This window comes from uncultured Aquimarina sp., from assembly GCF_947492965.1.
Lineage (GTDB): Bacteria > Bacteroidota > Bacteroidia > Flavobacteriales > Flavobacteriaceae > Aquimarina.
In genome coordinates, this window is sequence record NZ_CANLOZ010000001.1 from 268,279 (window position 1) to 288,254 (window position 19,976).

A 19,976-nucleotide genomic window follows, 5' to 3' on the forward strand; every position below is an offset into this window, starting at 1 on the left:
ATAACTCTGGTATAAAAGTAAGAAGCATTTATATGATTTATGTGTCCAAAAAGATGAGCGTATGATTACTATAGATCAGCCTGTGTTTTCTGTCGATCAATGGATATTTACTACTAGTAACTTGAAAATGATATCCAAAGAAATCGAATTAAAGAAAAGAAGAATCCATAATGAGATTAAGAAACGGGAATTTCGATATTGATCACTGTACCTCTATCAATAGTGGAGTCTATCATTAAACTACCCGAAAGAAGTTTTAGTCTGTTTCTAATATTTTCAAAACCAATTCCTTCTCTGGTTTTTGAAGTGTCAAACCCAACACCATTATCTTCAAAAAGGAGTTGTAGAATCGTTTGATATCTATTCAAATATATATCTACTTGATCTGCTTGGGCGTGTTTTAATGTATTGGTGAGTAATTCCTGTATGATTTTGAATAGTTCTTCTTTTAATGGACTTTCAATTTCATTAATCTTCTCTTCGGGATAAGGATTGAATGAAATTTTTTGATTACTACCGTTTTCTATGTTGTTCACATATTCTTTAATAAGGGAAGATACACCATTATCCTGAAACTTCTTGGAAGCCAAATTATGAGAAATATCGCGCACCTGATGGTAGGTTTCATCAATTTGTTTGATAATCTTAGATTGAAAACTTTCTTGATCATCTACGCCAGAAAGTTGCAGTTTTATACTGGCTAGATTTCCTCCTATACTATCATGTAATTCTCGTGCTAATCGTTTTCTTTCATTATTCTGACCTTCCATGGTAGCATTGATAAGGTTTAATTCTTGGTCAATCATTAATGCGTGAACTCTTTGAGAGTTTACTTCTTCTTGTGATTTGTTTAGCGCAATTTGTGTTTTTAGTTTTTGAAAATAAACAAATAATAGAGCAATGACTGGGAGTAAAACAATTAGGAAACCTATCAAAAAAGCTTTTTTGATAGTACGTTGTCTTTTAATTTCACTTTCTTTTAATAGTTGTTCTTCCTTAAGAGCAAGTATTTCCTTTTCTTTTTCTAGAGTCTGATACTTTACCTCCATTTCTTTTACAATCGCTTTGTTCTGATCTTTAAGAATCTGGTTGGAAACAGAAAGATATTGGGTCATCAGATTGTAAGCGTTTTCATAATCGTTGTCTGCAACTTTTAAGTTTCTAAGTACATTGATTACGTCGCGTTGTAGTTCTAGTTTATTCCATTGTACCGTATTTACATAAGCAGAGGATAGTATTATTTCTGCATCTTGTGTATAACCTTGATTATAATAAACGATACCCATTTGGATAACCGCATCGATATATAAGTCATAGAATTTGCTTTCTAAGGCGATATCTTTTACCGAAGAAAAATAGGTTAGTGCATGAGAAAGATTTTTTTCGAAAAGATCTATTCTTCCTAATTTTAATTGGGTCTGTAGTCTTATTTTATTATTCTCATAAAGTCTCAGACCTTCTAATACTTCAAGATATATCGACTTTGCTTTGGAATATTCGTTTTTGAAAAAGAATGTATCTGCTAATAGTTTGTTGGCTAAAAGCAATAGACTCGTATCTTTAGTGTTATTGATACAATTTTCAAAAATAGGTTGTGCCTTGTCATATTCCTTTTGATATAAATACACTGTTCCTAGACCTAGTTGATGAGAATAGTGCATTCTTTCCATATTTGAAATGGGTGAGATCTCAATACCATCGAGATGGTGCTTCATAGCATCATCAAAAAGGCCTTTCTGTAGCTTTCCTTTTCCGAGGATATGATAGGATTTAGAAAGATAAATATTGAATTCTTCTAATGCGCTTTTTTTTGATAAAATATGATCTTGCAATAAGTTGCCGTAATAAATAATCGAATCCGTATTTCCAGATTGGATGTGTATCGTAGCAATCGTATCTATTATTCTAGCCTTGTCTAATGGATTTTCTGAATTTTTTAATTTCTGATAATAATGTTTTGAAACTGTATTGGGTATTTTTCCAAAAAAAGAGTACCAATCTTTCTTCTCTTGGCTATTCGTCAGAAAAGAAAGTAGTATACATACAAGTAATATTCTTTTAGTAGAAACCCCCATTACACACTAAAATATTGCTATACAATAATAAAGAATTATTCTTTATCATATTTAATTACCCAAGGATTGGTTGTAAAGTAGTTCCAATCAACACTAGTAAGATCCACATCTGGGTCTATGAGAACTCTAGATTTTTTGCCATTTACAGATACTCTACTTGAAGCATACACAGCTATATTCATTCCTTTTTTTTCGTGTTCTTTTTTCAGGAACTGAGCAAACTGCCAGATAGCATCAGGCTTGGTATTTACGATTCGACGTTGTTTTTTAGTCAAATATTGATTTTTATCTATTTGTACTCTTTTACACATGTTATCTTTAAATTCTATGTAGAAGTTAGTATGTCCTGATCTTCCTCTCAACATCATTCTCCAACTTAATTTATGACCTTCTTCGGTCCATAAAACATCACCAGGAATAAACCAATGCCGAACAGGTAAGGCGAGTTGAATAAGAAACCATATCGATAGTGCGGGTATCAAAAGATTTCTATAAGAAGGTACAATAATTTCGTTATCGATATAGAATTCTTTTTTGGGCATGAAAATTTTATGTATTCTTTCTTTGGAAAAGAAGAATACACTGAATGCTAGCGATAAATACGGAAATATGCCTATTTGAAATACGAATGAATTAAAAAGGTGAAAAAATATGCTTATACAAAAAGCAGCTAATCGTGTCCTTTTCCATAATAATAATGGTATAATTAGAAGGTCGAATAGAATGCCAAAATATGTAATGCTAACGTGCGTCCAGTGTTTTTGTAAGATACTTCCAACAATTGGATAGTCTGCTCTAGAGAGCATCAAATTTCTTGCAACAGTATAATCCAGCCAATCCGGATATAATTTTGCTACAGAAGCATAGGTATAAACGATCCATAATTGAATGATAATAAATAAAACACACCATCTAGGCATTGATATTTTTTTGAGCACGGGATTTCGTTTTACATCTATGGAAAAGTAATTACCAGCAGGTAATGTACTCATGAGCATGCAAAGTAATAATAAGAGGTAATAGTGGTTATTGTATGACGATTTCTGCATGTAGTATACACCAGCCCAAAGTATGGTATATGCAATCATGCTCCATCGATATTTGAAACCTATCATTACAAAGATTCCAAAGATTCCCATAAGCGCAAAATAGAAATACATCCCATTACCAGGTAATGGTTGTAAAAACTCAAAACCAATAAAATTAAATGTAAACTGGGGCTCTACTAATGTACGTCGTACCCATCCAGTTAAGATTGCTCCAAAGGACTCTGCAGCAATTAAAAACCCAAAAAAAACTCTAAAAATTATTAATGCACTATTGTCGATTTGTGTAAATAGCCAACGATTGATCATACCATAGAATTTATATATTCTCTAGAAAAATCCTCATCTTCTTGCATCGCAATTTTTAAATCTTCCAAAGAATTAAATTTCTTTTCGTCTCTTATGCGTTTTAAAAGTTCTATCTGAATTTTCTTTTCATATAAATTAAAAGAAGCATCAAAAAAGTGAGTTTCGATGGTCTGATGTTGTCCATTAACCGTTGGGTTATTACCGATATTCATCATCCCAAAGTATGTTTTATTATTAATTTGAGATTTTACTACGTATACTCCTCGTTTAGGGATTAGTTTATATTCTTCTTTTATATAAAGATTGGCTGTTGGATATTCTAGTTTTCTGCCAAGCTCTTTTCCTTTTACAATTTTACCTGTAAGCATAAAATTATACCCTAAGTACTTATTCGCTTTGGTAATATCTCCTTCTAGCAAAGCTTCTCTAATTTTGGTAGAGCTAACAGCGACATCGTCAATATCTTGTTTTGAAATTTCTTCGACAGTAAAATTATTTTGAATTCCGAAGGATGCCAAATCAGTAATATTAGAATTCCGATTACGGCCAAAACGGTGATCATATCCTATAATTACATGGCGAATATTCAACGTATCAACAAGCATTTGTTCTACATATTCTTTGGCAGTAAGTCTAGAAAATTCTGTTGTGAATGGGTGGATTACCAAGTTATCCAACCCTGTTTTTTCTAAAATTTGGATACGTTCGTCAATTGTATTGATCAATTTTATATTAGTATCCTTTTGTAATACCATTCTAGGATGGGGAAAAAATGTAAGAATAACAGATTCCAGATTATCTCGATTTGCGGCTTCAATTAACCGATCAATTATTTTTTTATGTCCAATATGAACTCCATCAAAAGTTCCGATAGTAACAACTGAAGGAGAATGATTATCATATGTTTTTGCGTCATTATAAAGTTTCATCCGCTTTTCTTATTGATTTTTAGGGGTAAGATGGAATTTATTTAGATGAGCAACAACTGTGGTATGTGTTATGTGTTTGTCTGATTTCAAGAAGATTAATTTTGATACAACCATGTGGCTATTCTAGTTTTATAACTCATAATTAGATACATAATGCTAGATAGCTATAAAATTAAGCAAATGTTGCGAGATCTACTATTTATTTTCCGTTAAAGGTGTTCATTGTATTGGCTAATCCTGCACCTGCAAAAGATTTAATAAGTGCAATGGATTTATCCAATCTTTCTGGCATGGCAGCTTCTTCTTCAGAATTCCATTCTCCTAATACGTAATCTACTTGCCTGCCTTTGCTAAACTCTGCTCCAACACCAAATCTATACCTACTATATTTGGAAGTATTTAGTTGTGCTTCTATATCTTTTAAGCCATTATGTCCACCAGCACTTCCTTTAGCTTTTAATCGAATTGTACCAAATGGTAGATTGATATCATCTGTTATGACTAAAAGATTTTCGATAGCTATTTTTTCTTTGGTAAGCCAATAGCGAACTGCTTTTCCGCTGAGGTTCATATATGTATTTGGCTTTAGTAATAATAAAGTACGCCCCTTATATTTATAGGTGGTTAGATCTCCTAATTTTTCAGTTTCGAAAGTAAGATTTTCCTCTTTTGCGAGAGCGTCTAAAATTTTAAAACCAATATTATGGCGTGTATTGTGATATTTAGGTCCAATATTACCAAGACCTACAACAAGAAATTTTTTCATAAGATCTTCTTGAGTTTCTTCTTCTTTTTTTGAAAAAAGGTTTCTAAAAATAGCAAACATAGCTCTTTTTTTGCGTGAGGATAGTAGTGAGCACCCCGCAGATTATAGATTTTGCGGTACTGCAGTGAGCTTGTCGAAGTGCTCTCGATAGATAAATAATCGAGGAGTAAAACGAATAGCCCGACCGAAGTATAGCGGAGGACACGCCCTCATAAAATCATTGCAAAAATAAAAAAAGCACTCTGAAAAAATAATCAGAGCGCTTTTGATTGTTTTCTATGAAGAAAAGATTAAGCTTCAGCTGCTGCCGCTTCTTCTTCTTCCTCATCATCAGTATCTGCAACTGCGTTACGCGAAGTTTTCACTTGACAAATTACTGTGTTATCAGGATGAAGAATTGTATAATCTTCACTAGCTACATCAGTAACATATAATTTATTACCGATTTTTAATTCTGTAATATCTCCTTCGATTACATCTGGTAATTTTGATGCTAAACCTTTTACTTTGATACGTCTTAAGTTAAAACGTAACACACCACCAGCTCTTACACCACGAGAATTTCCAGTAGTTTTAAATGGAATTTCCATCGTAATTGGTTTGTCATCGAAAATCTCAACAAAGTCGATGTGTAAAATTTTATCCGTTACAGGATGAAATTGAATATCCTGTAGGATTGCATTTATTTTTTGACCATTATCCAACGCTATTACCACGGTATGAACGTCTGGAGTGTACACTAAATTTTTGAAAGCAATTTCTGGCGCTGCAAAGTGTACAATAGTGTCTCCACCATAAATAACACAAGGTACCTGTCCAGCATTACGTAAGGCTTTTGTAGCTTTCTTGCCTACGCTTTCTCTTTGAGATGCATTGATTGTTAATGACTTCATTTTAAATATATTAATAGTTATTAATTTACATTATAAATTTAGAGCTGATAGACTCATTATTATGAACTCTATTCATTACATCTGCAAATAAATTTGCACAAGTAATCACTCTAATTTTGTTACTTTCTTGTTTTAAAGGAATAGAATCTGTAACGATTAATTCCTCTAGTTTAGAATTTTGTAATCTTTCATAAGCTGTACCAGATAAAATAGGGTGAGTACAAATAGCTCTTACGCTTTTTGCTCCTCGTTCCATCATTAAATCGGCAGCTTTGGTAAGTGTTCCGGCAGTATCTACCATATCATCTACCAATACAACATTTTTTCCGGTTACATCACCAATCAATTCCATGTGAGAAATCACATTGGCTTTGGCACGTTGCTTATAACAGATTACCACATCGCTTTGCAGTGCTTTAGAATATGCATATGCTCTTTTAGAACCACCCATATCTGGAGAAGCTATGGTAAGGTTGTCCAGGTTTAAGGATTGTAAGTACGGTAAAAATATAGTAGAAGCGAACAAATGATCTACGGGCTTTTCGAAGAATCCTTGGATCTGATCTGCATGTAAATCCATAGTGATAATTCTTGTGGCACCAGCAGTTTCTAGCATTTTTGCAATTAACTTTGCAGCAATCGGAACTCTCGGTTTGTCTTTTCTGTCCTGACGTGCCCAACCATAATATGGCATTACTGCTGTAATATGTCTGGCGGAAGCCCTTTTTGCAGCATCTAACATTAACAGCATCTCCATTAGATGATCAGAGCTAGGATGAGTAGATCCAATAATAAAAACTCTAGATCCTCTTACCGATTCTTCAAAAGACGGTTGAAACTCACCATCACTATACGTTGATGTAATAACATTACCTAATTTCGCCCCATACGCATGTACGATCTTCTCAGCTAATTCTGTACTTTGGGTACACGCAAAAAATTGCGCTTCTGTAATTGATTTAGGCATAGGGTAAACAGTTGTTTTGTAATGAGTTAAAACTTATTTTTTTAAAACAAGGTGCAAATTTAAAAATTTATTTCTACTCTGGTGAGTATTTTATTACTTATTTAATGGATCTGATGAATTATTTTTTTAATTTTGCCGTCCAATTCGATTAAAAATGCTCAAGTGGCGGAATTGGTAGACGCGCTGGATTCAAAATCCAGTTCTTTCGGGAGTGTGGGTTCGATTCCCACCTTGAGTACAAATGCCTTTAGGATTTAATTCTGAAGGCTTTTTTTTATTATTAATCTTTTTGGTTTGGCTTTTAGATTAAAAATAGTTATTCCATTTCATTAATTACCATCCTTCTGTTCCGGGTTCGCCTTTAAAAGGTCCAACCACATCTGGTGTGATCCATCCTGCATAAAATTTACTGTTTTGAGCTTTTACTAAATTCCCATCGACAAAGCACTGCAGATTTTGTGGGTAGAAAGCAATATAATCTTTTAATAAGGTAAATTCAGGAAATGGTTTAGGATAGGACCAGGCTATTGATTGATGAGGATTGGTGCGTAAAGCATAGTATATTGCCTTTCCTTTCCACTCACAAAAAGAAGTTTTGGCTTGCATTAGGATCAAAGTAGATATATTCACATCCGATTTTGGAATGTAATATGTAGGAGGACTTGCGGTTTCTAATACTGCCAATGCATTTTTTGAATCCACAATTATGTGATCATGATCTTTGACTAGTACTGGTTTATTGACTTTTTCAATAATGGGTGGTCTAGGAAAATCCCAAACAGATCTTTGTCCTTTTTTAGGTTCTATTGCGAAAGGAGGCCTTTTGTCACCTCTATTTTTCCAATGATTACGCGCATTATCTAACCAATTCATAGTTGTCTTATAAAGTTTTTAGTTCTAGATTACTGAAACATTCTATGAAGTTACAAAACTTGTGGGCATTTTTGTTATTCGTAGTTCGTCAAAGTTTTAATTGCTTTTTTGAATAAAGAGATGCTATTGAATTATCTTTGATATTACATTTAAACTATCGGAAAATTCATCAATTCATCATAATCATGCTTATGAAAAACAAATATAAATATTTGATCAGCTTAATGTTTTGTGTAATCTTTTTTAGTTGCTCATCCAGTGATGACGAAAATTGCACAAAAATTATTACAATACCTCAGGTTTATTTTGTTAATAATCAAAGTTTTACTATCGATAGAGAACAGGAAGTTTCTTGCGACACACCAGAACCGACAGAACCAGAGGTTTTAACACAACCTCCAGTTTTAGAAGGTTTTACTTATGAAGTTTTAAAATTTGAATTTACCCCAAATACGGGTAATAATACGCTGCGCCTACAGTTTGAAATCAAGTTGAACAATAATAGCGATAATTCAGTAAAGGGTGTACCTTATCTAACGATAAAAACGGATCAACTAGAGTTTTCCAACAGTTATTCGAATATTTCTCAATCACCATGTTTACAAATAGAAGCCAATTCTAGCTGTATTCATACTTTAGATATTGAAGAGTCATTAGATATTGCAACACAAACAGCTATGGAGTTGTTAGATGTAGAATATTTTATAACTAATTAGTGAAACTTGAGTAGTCAAATCAAACATAGAAGTATCATATTTAAAGGGTTAATGAAGATCAAATAATATAAGACCTTTAGAAATTGTTTTTAAGGATAAACTTCAAACGGCTGAGGTTTGATTAATTATTTATTTGTTCAAAAGGTAAAGTGATTTAAGCTGGTTTAAACAACTCAATATTTACAGTTCCGTCAATTTTCATATGAAAATTTTGATCACGCGCATGGATTATTAAATTGGTTATGAGTTTTCTGGATTCTTTTAGTTCTGCTATTCTCTTTTTTGCATGAATTACATTCGGGTCATCTTCGTTTTTTGAACTAAGGATTTGTAAGTTGTGAAATTTGATTTTATCAGCAATAAGAGATAAAAGCACATCTGTAGAGTTGATAGGAGAATAAATTCCTTCTACCAATTTTATATTGTTATACATGGAATTCATAGGTAAATAGGTTGGTGTAACTAATTGTTTTTGGAAGATAATAGATAATGTTGTTTTGGATTCATAACAATGAAAAAGGCACTTATTCATTTTTTAATTATTCTTTTGCTATGTATAGTGCCTTTTATGAATGTATGTGTTTTAATTTGAATTATCTTACTACTCTCCTTGACCTAGAGAGAAACCTCTTTTTCCATCAAATTCATAGAGGTTTTCCGTTTTTATAACATCAAACCCTTGATTGTTAAGTTTGGATAAAAGTGCGATTATTTGTTCTTGGTCAATACAATTATAAGATGGAATCGCTTTTTTTATGTCAGAATCATAGGCAACAAATCTACATCTCCAATGATCCGTACAGTAGGTTTCTTCCATACCATTTGGATATACCTTCACTCCTCGATTTGTAATCATCTTAAGTTTTAACTTGTAAGCCTGAATTTTAGATAACATGTCACCGATTTTTTTGGGGTCAGAACCTTGCCAATCAATGAATACATCAACTCCCACAAGTTCTTTTTTGGATTTCTTACGTTTGTAGGCAAACGTCCTGATTATTCCTGATCCTTTATTAATTTTGCTTGGAGCTAATTTTTTAGGCTTTTGTCCTAGTCGTGATATTATTTCATTTGCGAACTCTCGAGTGGATACTTTCTTATAACTTGAGTCTTGTTGATAGATGTCTGCCGTATGGTATCCTGCTTCAATAGTTGATAACAAGGCATTTTTTATTTTGTCGGCAATTTTTAATTCTCCAATATGCGCTAACATAAGAATTGCTGCATTTATAAGTCCAGAGGGATTGGCAATTTGTTGTCCCGCAATATCTGGTGCCGAACCATGTATGGCTTCAAACATGGCTATATTATCTCCAATATTAGCAGAACCTGCTAGTCCAACAGATCCCGCAATTTCTGCAGCAATATCAGAAATGATATCTCCATACAGATTAGAGGTTACAATTACATCATAGTCCTCTGGATTGGCAGCGAGTTTTGCGGATCCTATATCGATTATTTGAGTTTCAGATTGTATATCAGGATAGTCTAAAGATATTTCTTTAAACACACGATGAAACAGTCCATCGGTTAATTTCATGATGTTATCCTTAACCATACAAGTAACCTTTTTTCTGTTATATGCTTTTGCATACTCAAAGGCATATCTAATAATACGTTCACATCCAGGTTTTGTTATTAACTTAAGACATTGTACAACATCTTCAGTTTGTTGGTGCTCTATTCCAGCATATAGATCTTCTTCGTTTTCTCTTATGATAACAACATCCATTTGAGGGAAATGGGTTTTTACAAATGGATAAAAAGAATTTACGGGTCGTACATTTGCGTATAATCCTAATGATTTCCTGAGAGTAACATTTAGACTTTTAAACCCTTTACCTTGTGGGGTAGTTATTGGAGCTTTTAGAATAAGTTTATTTCTATTAATGATTTCCCAGGATCTGTTATCTATACCTGCAGAATTTCCAGATAAATAGACTTTTTCCCCTAATTCAATAAATTCTGGTTCAATTTTAGCTCCAGCTTTATCAAGAATATCTAGTGTAGCAGCCATTATTTCTGGTCCAATACCATCTCCTTTAGCAACCGCTACTTTGATAGTTTTATTAATATCTGTTTTCGAGATCTCTTGAGTTAATATATTGTTTTTCATATAATTAATTTTTATCCAGTACAAATATCTAGATAATTATTCATAAATTTTTATTTATATATATTATGAATTAAATAAATATAATCTATGAAAAAATGTTTTCTCATTAGTTCTTGCCTGTTTAATGGGAATTAATGAACAATAGTGGTTTTCAGGGTTGATTCAACTTATTTCTATATTTAGTTTCGTTAATTGGTAAAGTTTTAACTAACTTAACGTACGATCCCAATTGATTACTATGTATCCTTCTAGAGTATTTCTTTTATTTTTTATTTCCATTTTTTATACCGGTTTACTAGCTCAATCTTCTCATAAAGATTCTGTAGCACTTAAGAAGATAAGAGATCTTCAACAAATCTCCCAAGCCACTTATAGAAAAGGTAATTTTGAATTATATAAAAAATACGTAGACTCATTACAACAAATAACGGAAGATTACGGTTTTTTGGAGGATGAGATTTTGGCTATTGTAGGTCAAGGAATTTATTATAGCAATTTGGATGTATATCACGAATCTTTGAAGAGGTATCTGGTTGCTTTAGATAAGGCAAAAGAGTTGCCCGAAAATTCTAAAACCAAGATCATTGTTTTAGCTAATTTGGGAAATATTTATAATAACCTTTCTCAATACGATAAGGCTTCTGAAACTTTTAAAAAAGTAATACGATTAGCAAAACAGCATGATAATCCAGAGCGTGTTTTGATTGCATCATATAATGCTTTGGGGATTACAGCCATGCATCAAAAGAATTATGAAGAATCCTTAGCTTATGTTCAAAAGGTAGATAGTTTTGCGACAGCATTGGCTAGAAATGACATGAAGATTATAGCACTTAATAATATCGCAGATTGTTACACAAAGCTAAAGAAATATGAGAAAGCAAAACAAAATGCTACGGAAGCTTTAGCATTAATAACTAAAGAGGAATCTATAGAAAGTAAGGCAAATTCTTATTTACATCTTGGGGTAGCACATGTAGGATTGAAAGAATCTCAAAAAGCAATCGATAACCTTTTGCAAGTGGAAAGAATTGCAACTGAGAATAGTTTTTTAAGGTTGACAATGTATTCAAATAAGTATTTGGCAAAAGCATACGAATTACAGGAAGAATTGCAAAAAAGTATCAATGCATATAAAAAGTATGAGGAAGTTAAAGATGAGTATCTAAATAGTCTTTCTGAAGGGAAACGTATTATTGCTGAAAGAGATTTGGAAGAGCAAGAAATACAATTCGCAGAGGAAAAAGAGGTTTTGGAAAGCAGGAATAAAAGGGCACTATTTTTTGGTGCCCTAATAATCCTTATAATAGCCTTAGGTATTTGGGTGTATTTTTATAAACGAAAGGTTGTACTAAAAAAGGAATCCGAAAGTCTAGCAAAGGATAAAGAACTTTTGGAAAATGAAAATCAAAGTCTAAGAGATAAGTTGAATGAAATTAGGATTCGAGAACAAAATCAAGAACTTGAAACAAGTGTCACTAATACTTCCAATAAATATCAAAATTCTTCATTGAGTATTGAAGATAGAAACGCGTATGCAGAAAGAATCCTAAAATATATGGAAGAAGAAAAACCCTATCTCAATGAAGATCTAAAACAATCAGATTTTGCAACAGCTCTAGAGATGAATATTCCACAGGTTTCTGAAGTTTTAAATGCTTGCTTTCAAAAGAATTTTAATAATTTTTTGAATCTATACAGAATAAATGAGGTTAAAGAATTAATGAAAAACCCAATTTACGAAGAGTATAAAATTGTAGCCATTGGCTATGAAGCAGGTTTTAAAAGTAAGACTTCTTTTAATAGAGCTTTTAAGAACCTTGTAGGAGTAACACCTTCTGAATACAGGAAAAAGAGTGCTTAAAGGACTATTTACACGTTTCAAATTATAATTTGAAACCTCTTCCCAAACATTTATAGCTAGTTTTGAAATGAACATTTTTAGAGGTGATCTTTTATCAATGCACAACTATGTTAAGGAAATCTAAAAACAGTGGTTTTCAAGGTTGATAGAAAAGTACACACCAGCTAGTTTTGTTTAAATCAACTGAAGAATTTCTATGAACACGGAATTTTTCAATGTATAAACAAGGGAAAATAGATCTTATATATGATTAAAAAAATACACCAACGTATCTTATTGTATGTATGCGGCTTATTTATTAGTACAACTTTATTTAGTTTTTCTAATAGGAATCATAGTGAGTTAGACTTGACAGCATTCGTTGGAGAGTTTACCTCTATTTGGGATACTACGCAAGAAGGTACTTCTGCAGGTAATGAAATCACAATTCCTACGAATCCTGGATTTACTTATAATTATATAGTGGATTGGGGAGATGGATCTACAGATACGAATATTACGGGAGATATAACCCATACCTATGCCACGGCTGGTACCTATACTGTAAAAATAAGCGGGGATTTTCCTGCAATATATTTTAATGATGGTGGAGACAGGAGAAAAATCATTGAAATCTTGGAGTGGGGAATTATCGAGTGGCAAACTATGGAGGACGCTTTTCATGGTTGTGAAAACTTAAATTTTGACGCTATTGATGCTCCTGATTTATCTAGAGTGACAAGTTTAAGAAACATGTTTAGAGACTGTATTTCGTTTAACGGAATTGTAAACAATTGGGATGTAAGTACCATCGTAGATATGTCTGGTCTTTTTGCAGGTGCTCGTATTTTTAATAGACCGTTAGATAACTGGAATACAATTTCAGTAACAGACTTGTCAGAAACTTTTTTGGGAGCAAATTCCTTTAATGAACCTTTAGACAACTGGAATACAGCTTCGGTAACTACGTTGTCTAGCACATTTGCTGCTGCCGGTAGATTCAATCAAAATATTAATAATTGGGATGTAAGTCAGGTAGCTACTATGAATAGTACATTTCAAGATGCTAATGATTTTAATCAACCTTTGAATAACTGGAATGTATCTAATGTTACCACTATGGCTCGCATGTTTGATGATGCCAGAGATTTTAATCAACCTCTGAATAATTGGAATGTGAGTAATGTAACCGATATGACAAGGATGTTTTATGGTTTTATTGGTATGGATTTCAATCAGCCTTTAGATAATTGGGATGTTGGTAATGTAACCAATATGCAAGAAATGTTTAGAGAATGTGAGTTCTTTAATCAATCTATTAATAATTGGAACGTATCTAATGTGACTAATATGAGTGGGATGTTTGAAAGAGCTAACTCATTTAATCAACCGCTTGACAATTGGAATGTGAGTGCGGTGACTGATATGAGTAATATGTTTGATAGTGCGATTGCGTTTGCACAGCCAATTGACAATTGGGATGTGAGTAATGTTACCAATATGTCCGAGATGTTCAGATCCTCTAGCTATAATCAACCAATCAATGCTTGGAATGTGAGTAGCGTTACCGATATGTCTGGAATGTTTAGTGGTACCAGGTCAGATCTTTTACATCCATTCAATCAACCATTAGATAATTGGAATGTTTCTAATGTTACAAATATGAGTGGTATGTTTCGCTTTTGCGAATTTAATCAGCCCATAAATAATTGGACTGTTTCTTTAGTTAGTAATATGAGTAATATGTTCCAAGGAGCACCTGCTTTCAACCAACCATTAGATACATGGGATGTTGGTTTGGTTTCTAATTTTCGAGAAACATTTTCTAGTGCTTCAAGCTTTAATCAAAATTTATCGGCTTGGAATATTACGACCGCTACTAATATGACCAATATGTTGTCTAATAGTGGAATCTCTCAAGAGAATTATGATAATATTTTAATAGGTTGGGCCGCTCAGGCAGTTCAAAGTAATGTAAACTTGGGTGCTACTAATCTTGAGTATTGTGATGGAAGAGATGCTAGACAAGATTTAATAGATACTCATAATTGGAATATAACTGGCGATAGTGTGAATTGTACATTTGTACTCTGTACTCAAATCACTTCTCCAGTGGATGGGGATACCAATGTACCCGCTAATTCCGATATTCGATGGGATCCAGCACCAAATGCTACAGGATATAGAGTTAGTATACGAAGAGAAAATGGTGGAACCACCCAAATAATTTATGACAATCAAGATTTTGGTAATGTGGTAGGATTGGATTTTACTAATGAATTCACTCCAGGAGATACTGTATATGTAACTGTAGTACCTTATAATAATGACGGACCAGCAACAGGATGCCCTGAAATTAGTTTTACCGTAGTTGAAAGTTGGGTTAATAGCCCTGATGCTTTTAAATTGACTTATGACACCAGAATTCAGGAAGCAAATCAGTCTACACCAACGAACCAATTGAGAATTCAAACTACTTCTGGATTAGCATATAATTATTCAATAGATTGGGGAGATGGACAATATGATAATAATGTAACAGGAGAAATTATACATACTTATTTAGTACCTGGAATTTATACAGTAAGTATTATTGGTACTTTTCCTTCTATTAGACATGCAGAGTTTAATAGTGATTCCATAAAATTACTTTCCATTGATCAATGGGGAACTCGAGTTTGGGAAAGTATGCAAAGTGCATTTGCAGGTTGCGAAAACATGGAATACAATGCTACAGATATTCCTGATCTTTCCAATGTTACTAGTATGAGTTCCATGTTTATTGTATGCAGAAATTTTAATGGAAATATCAATAATTGGGATGTTAGTAATGTAACCAATATGTCTGCTATGTTTGGAGTAACAGATCTATATAACCAACCTTTGGACAATTGGAATGTTAGTAATGTAACAAGTATGAGGTTGATGTTCTTTAGAACTACTCTTTTTAATCAGGATATCAGTAATTGGGACACAACAAATGTACTTAATACTTCTAGAATGTTTGAAGGAGCTGAAGCTTTTGATCAACCTTTAAATAACTGGGATGTTAGTAACGTAACGGACATGTCCGAAATGTTTCAGGATACAAATGCATTTAATCAACCATTAGATAACTGGGATGTAAGTAATGTTACTACGATGGAAGAAATGTTTGATAGCGCCGCTGTTTTTAATCAAAACATTGATAATTGGGATGTAAGTAGTGTAACCAATATGAATGATATGTTTGATAGCGCCACTGTATTCAATCAACCTTTAAATTCTTGGAATGTAGCAAATGTGACTTCTATGGATAGGATGTTTTATAATGCTACGGCTTTTAATCAACCACTAGATAATTGGGATGTTTCTGGAGCCGTAATTATGAGCAGTATGTTTTCACGTTCGTCCTCATTTAACCAAAATATCAATGGTTGGAATGTTACAAATGTAACTACTATGCGTGCCATGTTTAGTAATGCAGATGTGTTTAATGAACCCTTAGATAATTGGGATGTTAATTCTGTAGTGGATATGTCAAGTATGTTCCAAGGAGCAGATGTTTTTAATCAACCTTTAAATACCTGGAATGTTAGTGCGGTAGCAAATATGACTTCGATGTTTGAGGATACTTTACTATTCAACCAACCCTTAGATAATTGGGATGTAAGTTCTGTAACCATAATGAATTCTATGTTTGAAGGAGCTTCCGTGTTTAATCAAAATATTAATTCTTGGAATGTTGGCGTAGTTACGAATATGCAATCGATGTTTCAGGATGCTATAACTTTTAATGAACCTTTAAATTCCTGGAATACAGGAGAATTGCAGAACACACAGGAAATGTTTAGTGGAGCAGTTGCATTTAATCAAAATATTGATGCATGGAATGTTTCTTTTGTCACTACCATGGAAGAAATGTTTCGAGATGCAACAAGTTATAACCAAGGAATGGACTCATGGAATGTTGCTTCGGTAACCACAATGGAAGGGATGTTCCGTAATGCAACGGCTTTCAATGAAAATATAAGTAGTTGGAATGTTAGAGGTGTAAATACCATGGAATCTATGTTTGACGGTGCTACTTCTTTTAATCAACTTCTGAACAATTGGAGAGTAAGTGGAGCTGAAAATATGGATTATATGTTTCGAAATGCTTCCAGTTATAATCAGGAAATGAATATGTGGATTATTGGGAACGTAAGTATGCGATCGATGTTTGAGGATGCAACGATCTTTGATCAATTCTTAGGAGATTGGAATGTGAGTAATGTGAGCAATATGCAAGATATGCTTGATAATACAGCCTTATCTAGAGAAAATTATGATAATACTTTGATTTCTTGGTCAGAGCAATCACTAACTCCAGGGATTAATCTCGGTGCAGAGACCTTACTCTATTGTGAAAGTATAGCCCAAAGACAATCCATGATCGATAATTATGGATGGATTTTTACAGATGATATTCTTGATTGTCCCATACCAGTGTGTACACAACTTATTTCTCCAGAAAATGGTGATGTAGATGTGCCTGTAAATACTAATTTGGTATGGGAATCTGTGCTATATGCAACATCTTATGATCTTACGATTACTTTACAACCAAGTGGCACAGTTATTACTGAAACTGTAACTACTACATCTTATGAATTTGCAGCTAATGCATTAGTAGGCTCCACTAGTGTGACTGTTTTGATAGAACCCAGAAATGATGAAGGAGTTGCAACAGGTTGTGTTTCCGAATCATTTAGTTTATCTACAGATGTTGCATCCGTACCAGAATGCACTTCATTAGTAGATCCTGTAAATGGAAGTGCTGATATAGTCATTGATACTAATCTTTCGTGGGATGCTATTCCAGATGCAGATGGTTATTTGATTACAGTTGGAACAACTTCTGGAGGAAACGATATTATCAATAATCAAGACGTTGGTAATATTACCACCTATGATTTACCAACGGATTTACCAGAGGATACTGAGATTTTTGTGTCGATAACCCCTTACAATGAAGAAGGAAATGCTGCAGGATGTGTGGAAGAAAGTTTTACAACAGAATTAATTCCAGTTGTGCCTTCTTGTACAACTATTTCAGAGCCATTAAACGGTGCTACAAATGTCCCTATAGATACTAATTTAAGTTGGAATAGTGTAGATGGAGCAAATGGTTATTTAGTTTCAGTTGGGACTACTCAAGGAGGTATTGAAATTGCCAATAGCATTGATGTCGGTAATACAACTACCTATGATTTTCCTGTTGACCTTATTGAAAATAGAACGTTTTATGTTACGATTATTCCCTATAATGATGTGGGAGATGCAGTAGCTTGTACTGAAGAAAGTTTTAGAACTGGAGACTCTACATTAAATGATCCTCCGAGTTGTACAACTCTTTCAGACCCTCTAAATGGAGCTATAGATGTTTTGGTAACGACAAACCTTACCTGGAATAGTAGTTCGAATACAGATGGTTATAGGTTAACTGTTGGAACTACATTGGGTGGAAGCGATATCGTAAATAATTTAGATGTTGGTAATGTAACAACATATGATTTACCAGCAGATTTACCTGAAACTACAGAAATATATGTGACTATCATTCCTTACAATGGTTTTGGTGATGCTACTGGGTGTACCGAAGAAAGTTTTATTACCGAAACTTTGGCAACCATTCCAGTTTGTACCAGTTTATCTTCTCCATTAAATGGAGCTACTGATGTTTCCATTGCCACGGATCTAAATTGGAATACGGTTACAGATGCAACAGGTTATAGATTAATTGTTGGAACTACATTGGGTGGAAGCGATATCGTAAATAATTTAGATGTTGGTAATGTAACAACATATGATTTACCAGCAGATTTGCCTGAAACTACAGAAATATATGTGACTATCATTCCTTACAATGGTTTTGGTGATGCTACTGGGTGTACCGAAGAAAGTTTTATTACCGAAACTTTGGCAACCATTCCAGTTTGTACCAGTTTATCTTCTCCATTAAATGGAGCTACTGATGTTTCCATTGCCACGGATCTAAATTGGAATACGGTTACAGATGCAACAGGTTATAGATTAATTGTTGGAACTACATCGGGGGGAAGCGATATCGTAAATAATTTGGATGTTGGTAATACGACAACATACGATCTACCAGCAGATTTGCCCGAAAACACCCAGATATTTGTAACTATCATTCCTTATAATGCTGTTGGAGATGCAATGGGCTGTACCGAAGAGAGTTTTACTACCGAAACTTTAGCAACTATTCCAGGTTGTACCAATTTATCTTCTCCATTAAATGGAGCTACTGATGTTTCCATTGCCACAGACCTAAGTTGGAATGCTGTTCCAGATGCTACAGGTTATAGATTAGTTGTTGGAACTACATCGAATGGAAGTGATATTGTAAATAATTTGGATGTTGGTAATGTAACAACATATGATGTTCCAACTGATTTGCCCGAAAACACCCAGATATTTGTAACTATCATTCCTTCTAATGCTGTTGGAGATGCTACGGGCTGTACCGAAGAGAATTTTACTACCGAAACTTTAGCAACTATTCCAGGTTGTACCAGTTTATCTTCTCCATTAAATGGAGCTACTGATGTTTTTATTACTACAGACTTAAGTTGGAATGCTGTTCCAGATGCTACAGGTTATAGATTAGTTGTTGGAACTACATCGAATGGAAGTGATATTGTAAATAATTTGGATGTTGGTAATGTAACAACATATGATGTTCCAACTGATTTACCCGAAAACACCCAGATATTTGTAACTATCATGCCTTATAATGCTGTGGGAGATGCTACTGGCTGTACCGAAGAGAGTTTTACTACCGAAACTTTAGCAACTATTCCAGGTTGTACCAGTTTATCTTCTCCATTAAATGGAGCTACTGATGTTTCCATTGCTACAGACCTAAGTTGGAATACCGCGACTGATGCAACAGGGTATCTTATTTCTGTTGGAACTACTTCTGGAGGAGCTGATATTATAAATAATGAAGACGTTGGTAATGCAACAACATATGAATTGCCAGCAGATTTGCCAGAGGCTACAGAAATATTCGTAACCATCATTCCTTACAATACTGTAGGTGATGCTATAGGCTGTGCCGAGCAGAGTTTTATTACTGAGACACTCGTAGTAGCTATTGAAGACGATACTAAATATGGATTTTCGCCAGACGGTGATGGAATTAATGAGTTTTGGGAAATAGACGGGATAGAAAATTATCCTGAAAATGTTGTTTCTATATACAACCGTTGGGGAGATATGGTATTTGAAATTTCAGGATATAATAATACTTCAAGGGTTTTTAGAGGGACAGCAAACAGGTTAACAAATCTTGGAGGTGGAGAACTACCAGAAGGAACATATTTTTTCAACATTCGTATTGCTAACCCTAATTCACTTAAAAAACTAAAAGGCTTTTTAGTTTTAAAAAGATAGACT

The 19,976-nt window shown here is 33.6% G+C and carries 12 protein-coding genes and 1 tRNA gene; 4 read left to right on the plus strand and 9 right to left on the minus strand.

The window, feature by feature from the left end:
- Window positions 1-176: 176 nt before the first annotated feature.
- The 6 genes from Q1B37_RS01290 to Q1B37_RS01315 all read right to left on the minus strand — a co-directional run bounded on the left by Q1B37_RS01290 (window position 177) and on the right by Q1B37_RS01315 (window position 6,985).
- Window positions 177-2,075: a histidine kinase gene (locus Q1B37_RS01290; RefSeq protein ID WP_299894551.1), complete on the minus strand. Its 1,899-nt coding sequence runs from the start codon at window positions 2,073-2,075 to the stop codon at window positions 177-179.
- A 35-nt stretch (window positions 2,076-2,110) separates the two neighbouring features.
- Window positions 2,111-3,430, minus strand: coding sequence for an HTTM domain-containing protein (locus tag Q1B37_RS01295; protein WP_299894554.1), 1,320 nt, complete (start codon window positions 3,428-3,430; stop codon window positions 2,111-2,113).
- On the minus strand, window positions 3,427-4,359 hold the full coding sequence (locus Q1B37_RS01300) for a bifunctional riboflavin kinase/FAD synthetase (protein WP_299894556.1): 933 nt from the start codon (window positions 4,357-4,359) through the stop codon (window positions 3,427-3,429). Before Q1B37_RS01300 ends, Q1B37_RS01295 begins: the two co-directional genes overlap by 4 nt.
- 199 nt (window positions 4,360-4,558) lie before the next feature.
- Window positions 4,559-5,185, minus strand: coding sequence for an aminoacyl-tRNA hydrolase (pth, locus tag Q1B37_RS01305; RefSeq protein ID WP_299894559.1), 627 nt, complete (start codon window positions 5,183-5,185; stop codon window positions 4,559-4,561).
- Window positions 5,186-5,415: 230 nt separating this feature from the next.
- Window positions 5,416-6,018, minus strand: a complete 603-nt coding sequence (locus Q1B37_RS01310; protein WP_299894562.1) for a 50S ribosomal protein L25/general stress protein Ctc — start codon at window positions 6,016-6,018, stop codon at window positions 5,416-5,418.
- A 25-nt stretch (window positions 6,019-6,043) separates the two neighbouring features.
- A complete protein-coding gene (locus Q1B37_RS01315; protein WP_299604191.1) occupies window positions 6,044-6,985 on the minus strand; it encodes a ribose-phosphate pyrophosphokinase in 942 nt (313 codons plus the stop codon).
- A 156-nt stretch (window positions 6,986-7,141) separates the two neighbouring features.
- On the opposite strand from Q1B37_RS01315, the gene Q1B37_RS01320 reads away from it, so the two are divergent.
- Window positions 7,142-7,223 (plus strand) — tRNA-Leu (locus tag Q1B37_RS01320).
- Window positions 7,224-7,318: 95 nt separating this feature from the next.
- Here the strand turns inward: Q1B37_RS01320 and Q1B37_RS01325 are convergent.
- Window positions 7,319-7,858 (minus strand): DUF427 domain-containing protein, encoded by a 540-nt coding sequence (locus Q1B37_RS01325; protein ID WP_299894564.1) that lies wholly within the window; start codon window positions 7,856-7,858, stop codon window positions 7,319-7,321.
- A 191-nt stretch (window positions 7,859-8,049) separates the two neighbouring features.
- Between Q1B37_RS01325 and Q1B37_RS01330 the strand changes: the two genes are divergently transcribed.
- Entirely contained in the window at window positions 8,050-8,574 is a 525-nt protein-coding gene (locus tag Q1B37_RS01330; protein WP_299894567.1) for a hypothetical protein, read from the plus strand.
- A gap of 154 nt (window positions 8,575-8,728) precedes the next feature.
- On the opposite strand, the gene Q1B37_RS01335 is transcribed toward Q1B37_RS01330, so the two are convergent.
- Both Q1B37_RS01335 and Q1B37_RS01340 read right to left on the minus strand, forming a co-directional pair.
- A complete protein-coding gene (locus Q1B37_RS01335; RefSeq protein ID WP_299894570.1) occupies window positions 8,729-9,106 on the minus strand; it encodes a hypothetical protein in 378 nt (125 codons plus the stop codon).
- 69 nt (window positions 9,107-9,175) lie between these two features.
- Window positions 9,176-10,690, minus strand: a complete 1,515-nt coding sequence (locus tag Q1B37_RS01340) for an NADP-dependent isocitrate dehydrogenase (protein ID WP_299894573.1) — start codon at window positions 10,688-10,690, stop codon at window positions 9,176-9,178.
- Between the two features lie 238 nt (window positions 10,691-10,928).
- Between Q1B37_RS01340 and Q1B37_RS01345 the strand changes: the two genes are divergently transcribed.
- Window positions 10,929-12,554, plus strand: a complete 1,626-nt coding sequence (locus Q1B37_RS01345) for an AraC family transcriptional regulator (protein ID WP_299894575.1) — start codon at window positions 10,929-10,931, stop codon at window positions 12,552-12,554.
- A gap of 246 nt (window positions 12,555-12,800) precedes the next feature.
- On the plus strand, window positions 12,801-19,973 hold the full coding sequence (locus Q1B37_RS01350; RefSeq protein ID WP_299894578.1) for a BspA family leucine-rich repeat surface protein: 7,173 nt from the start codon (window positions 12,801-12,803) through the stop codon (window positions 19,971-19,973).
- Window positions 19,974-19,976 lie beyond the last annotated feature (3 nt).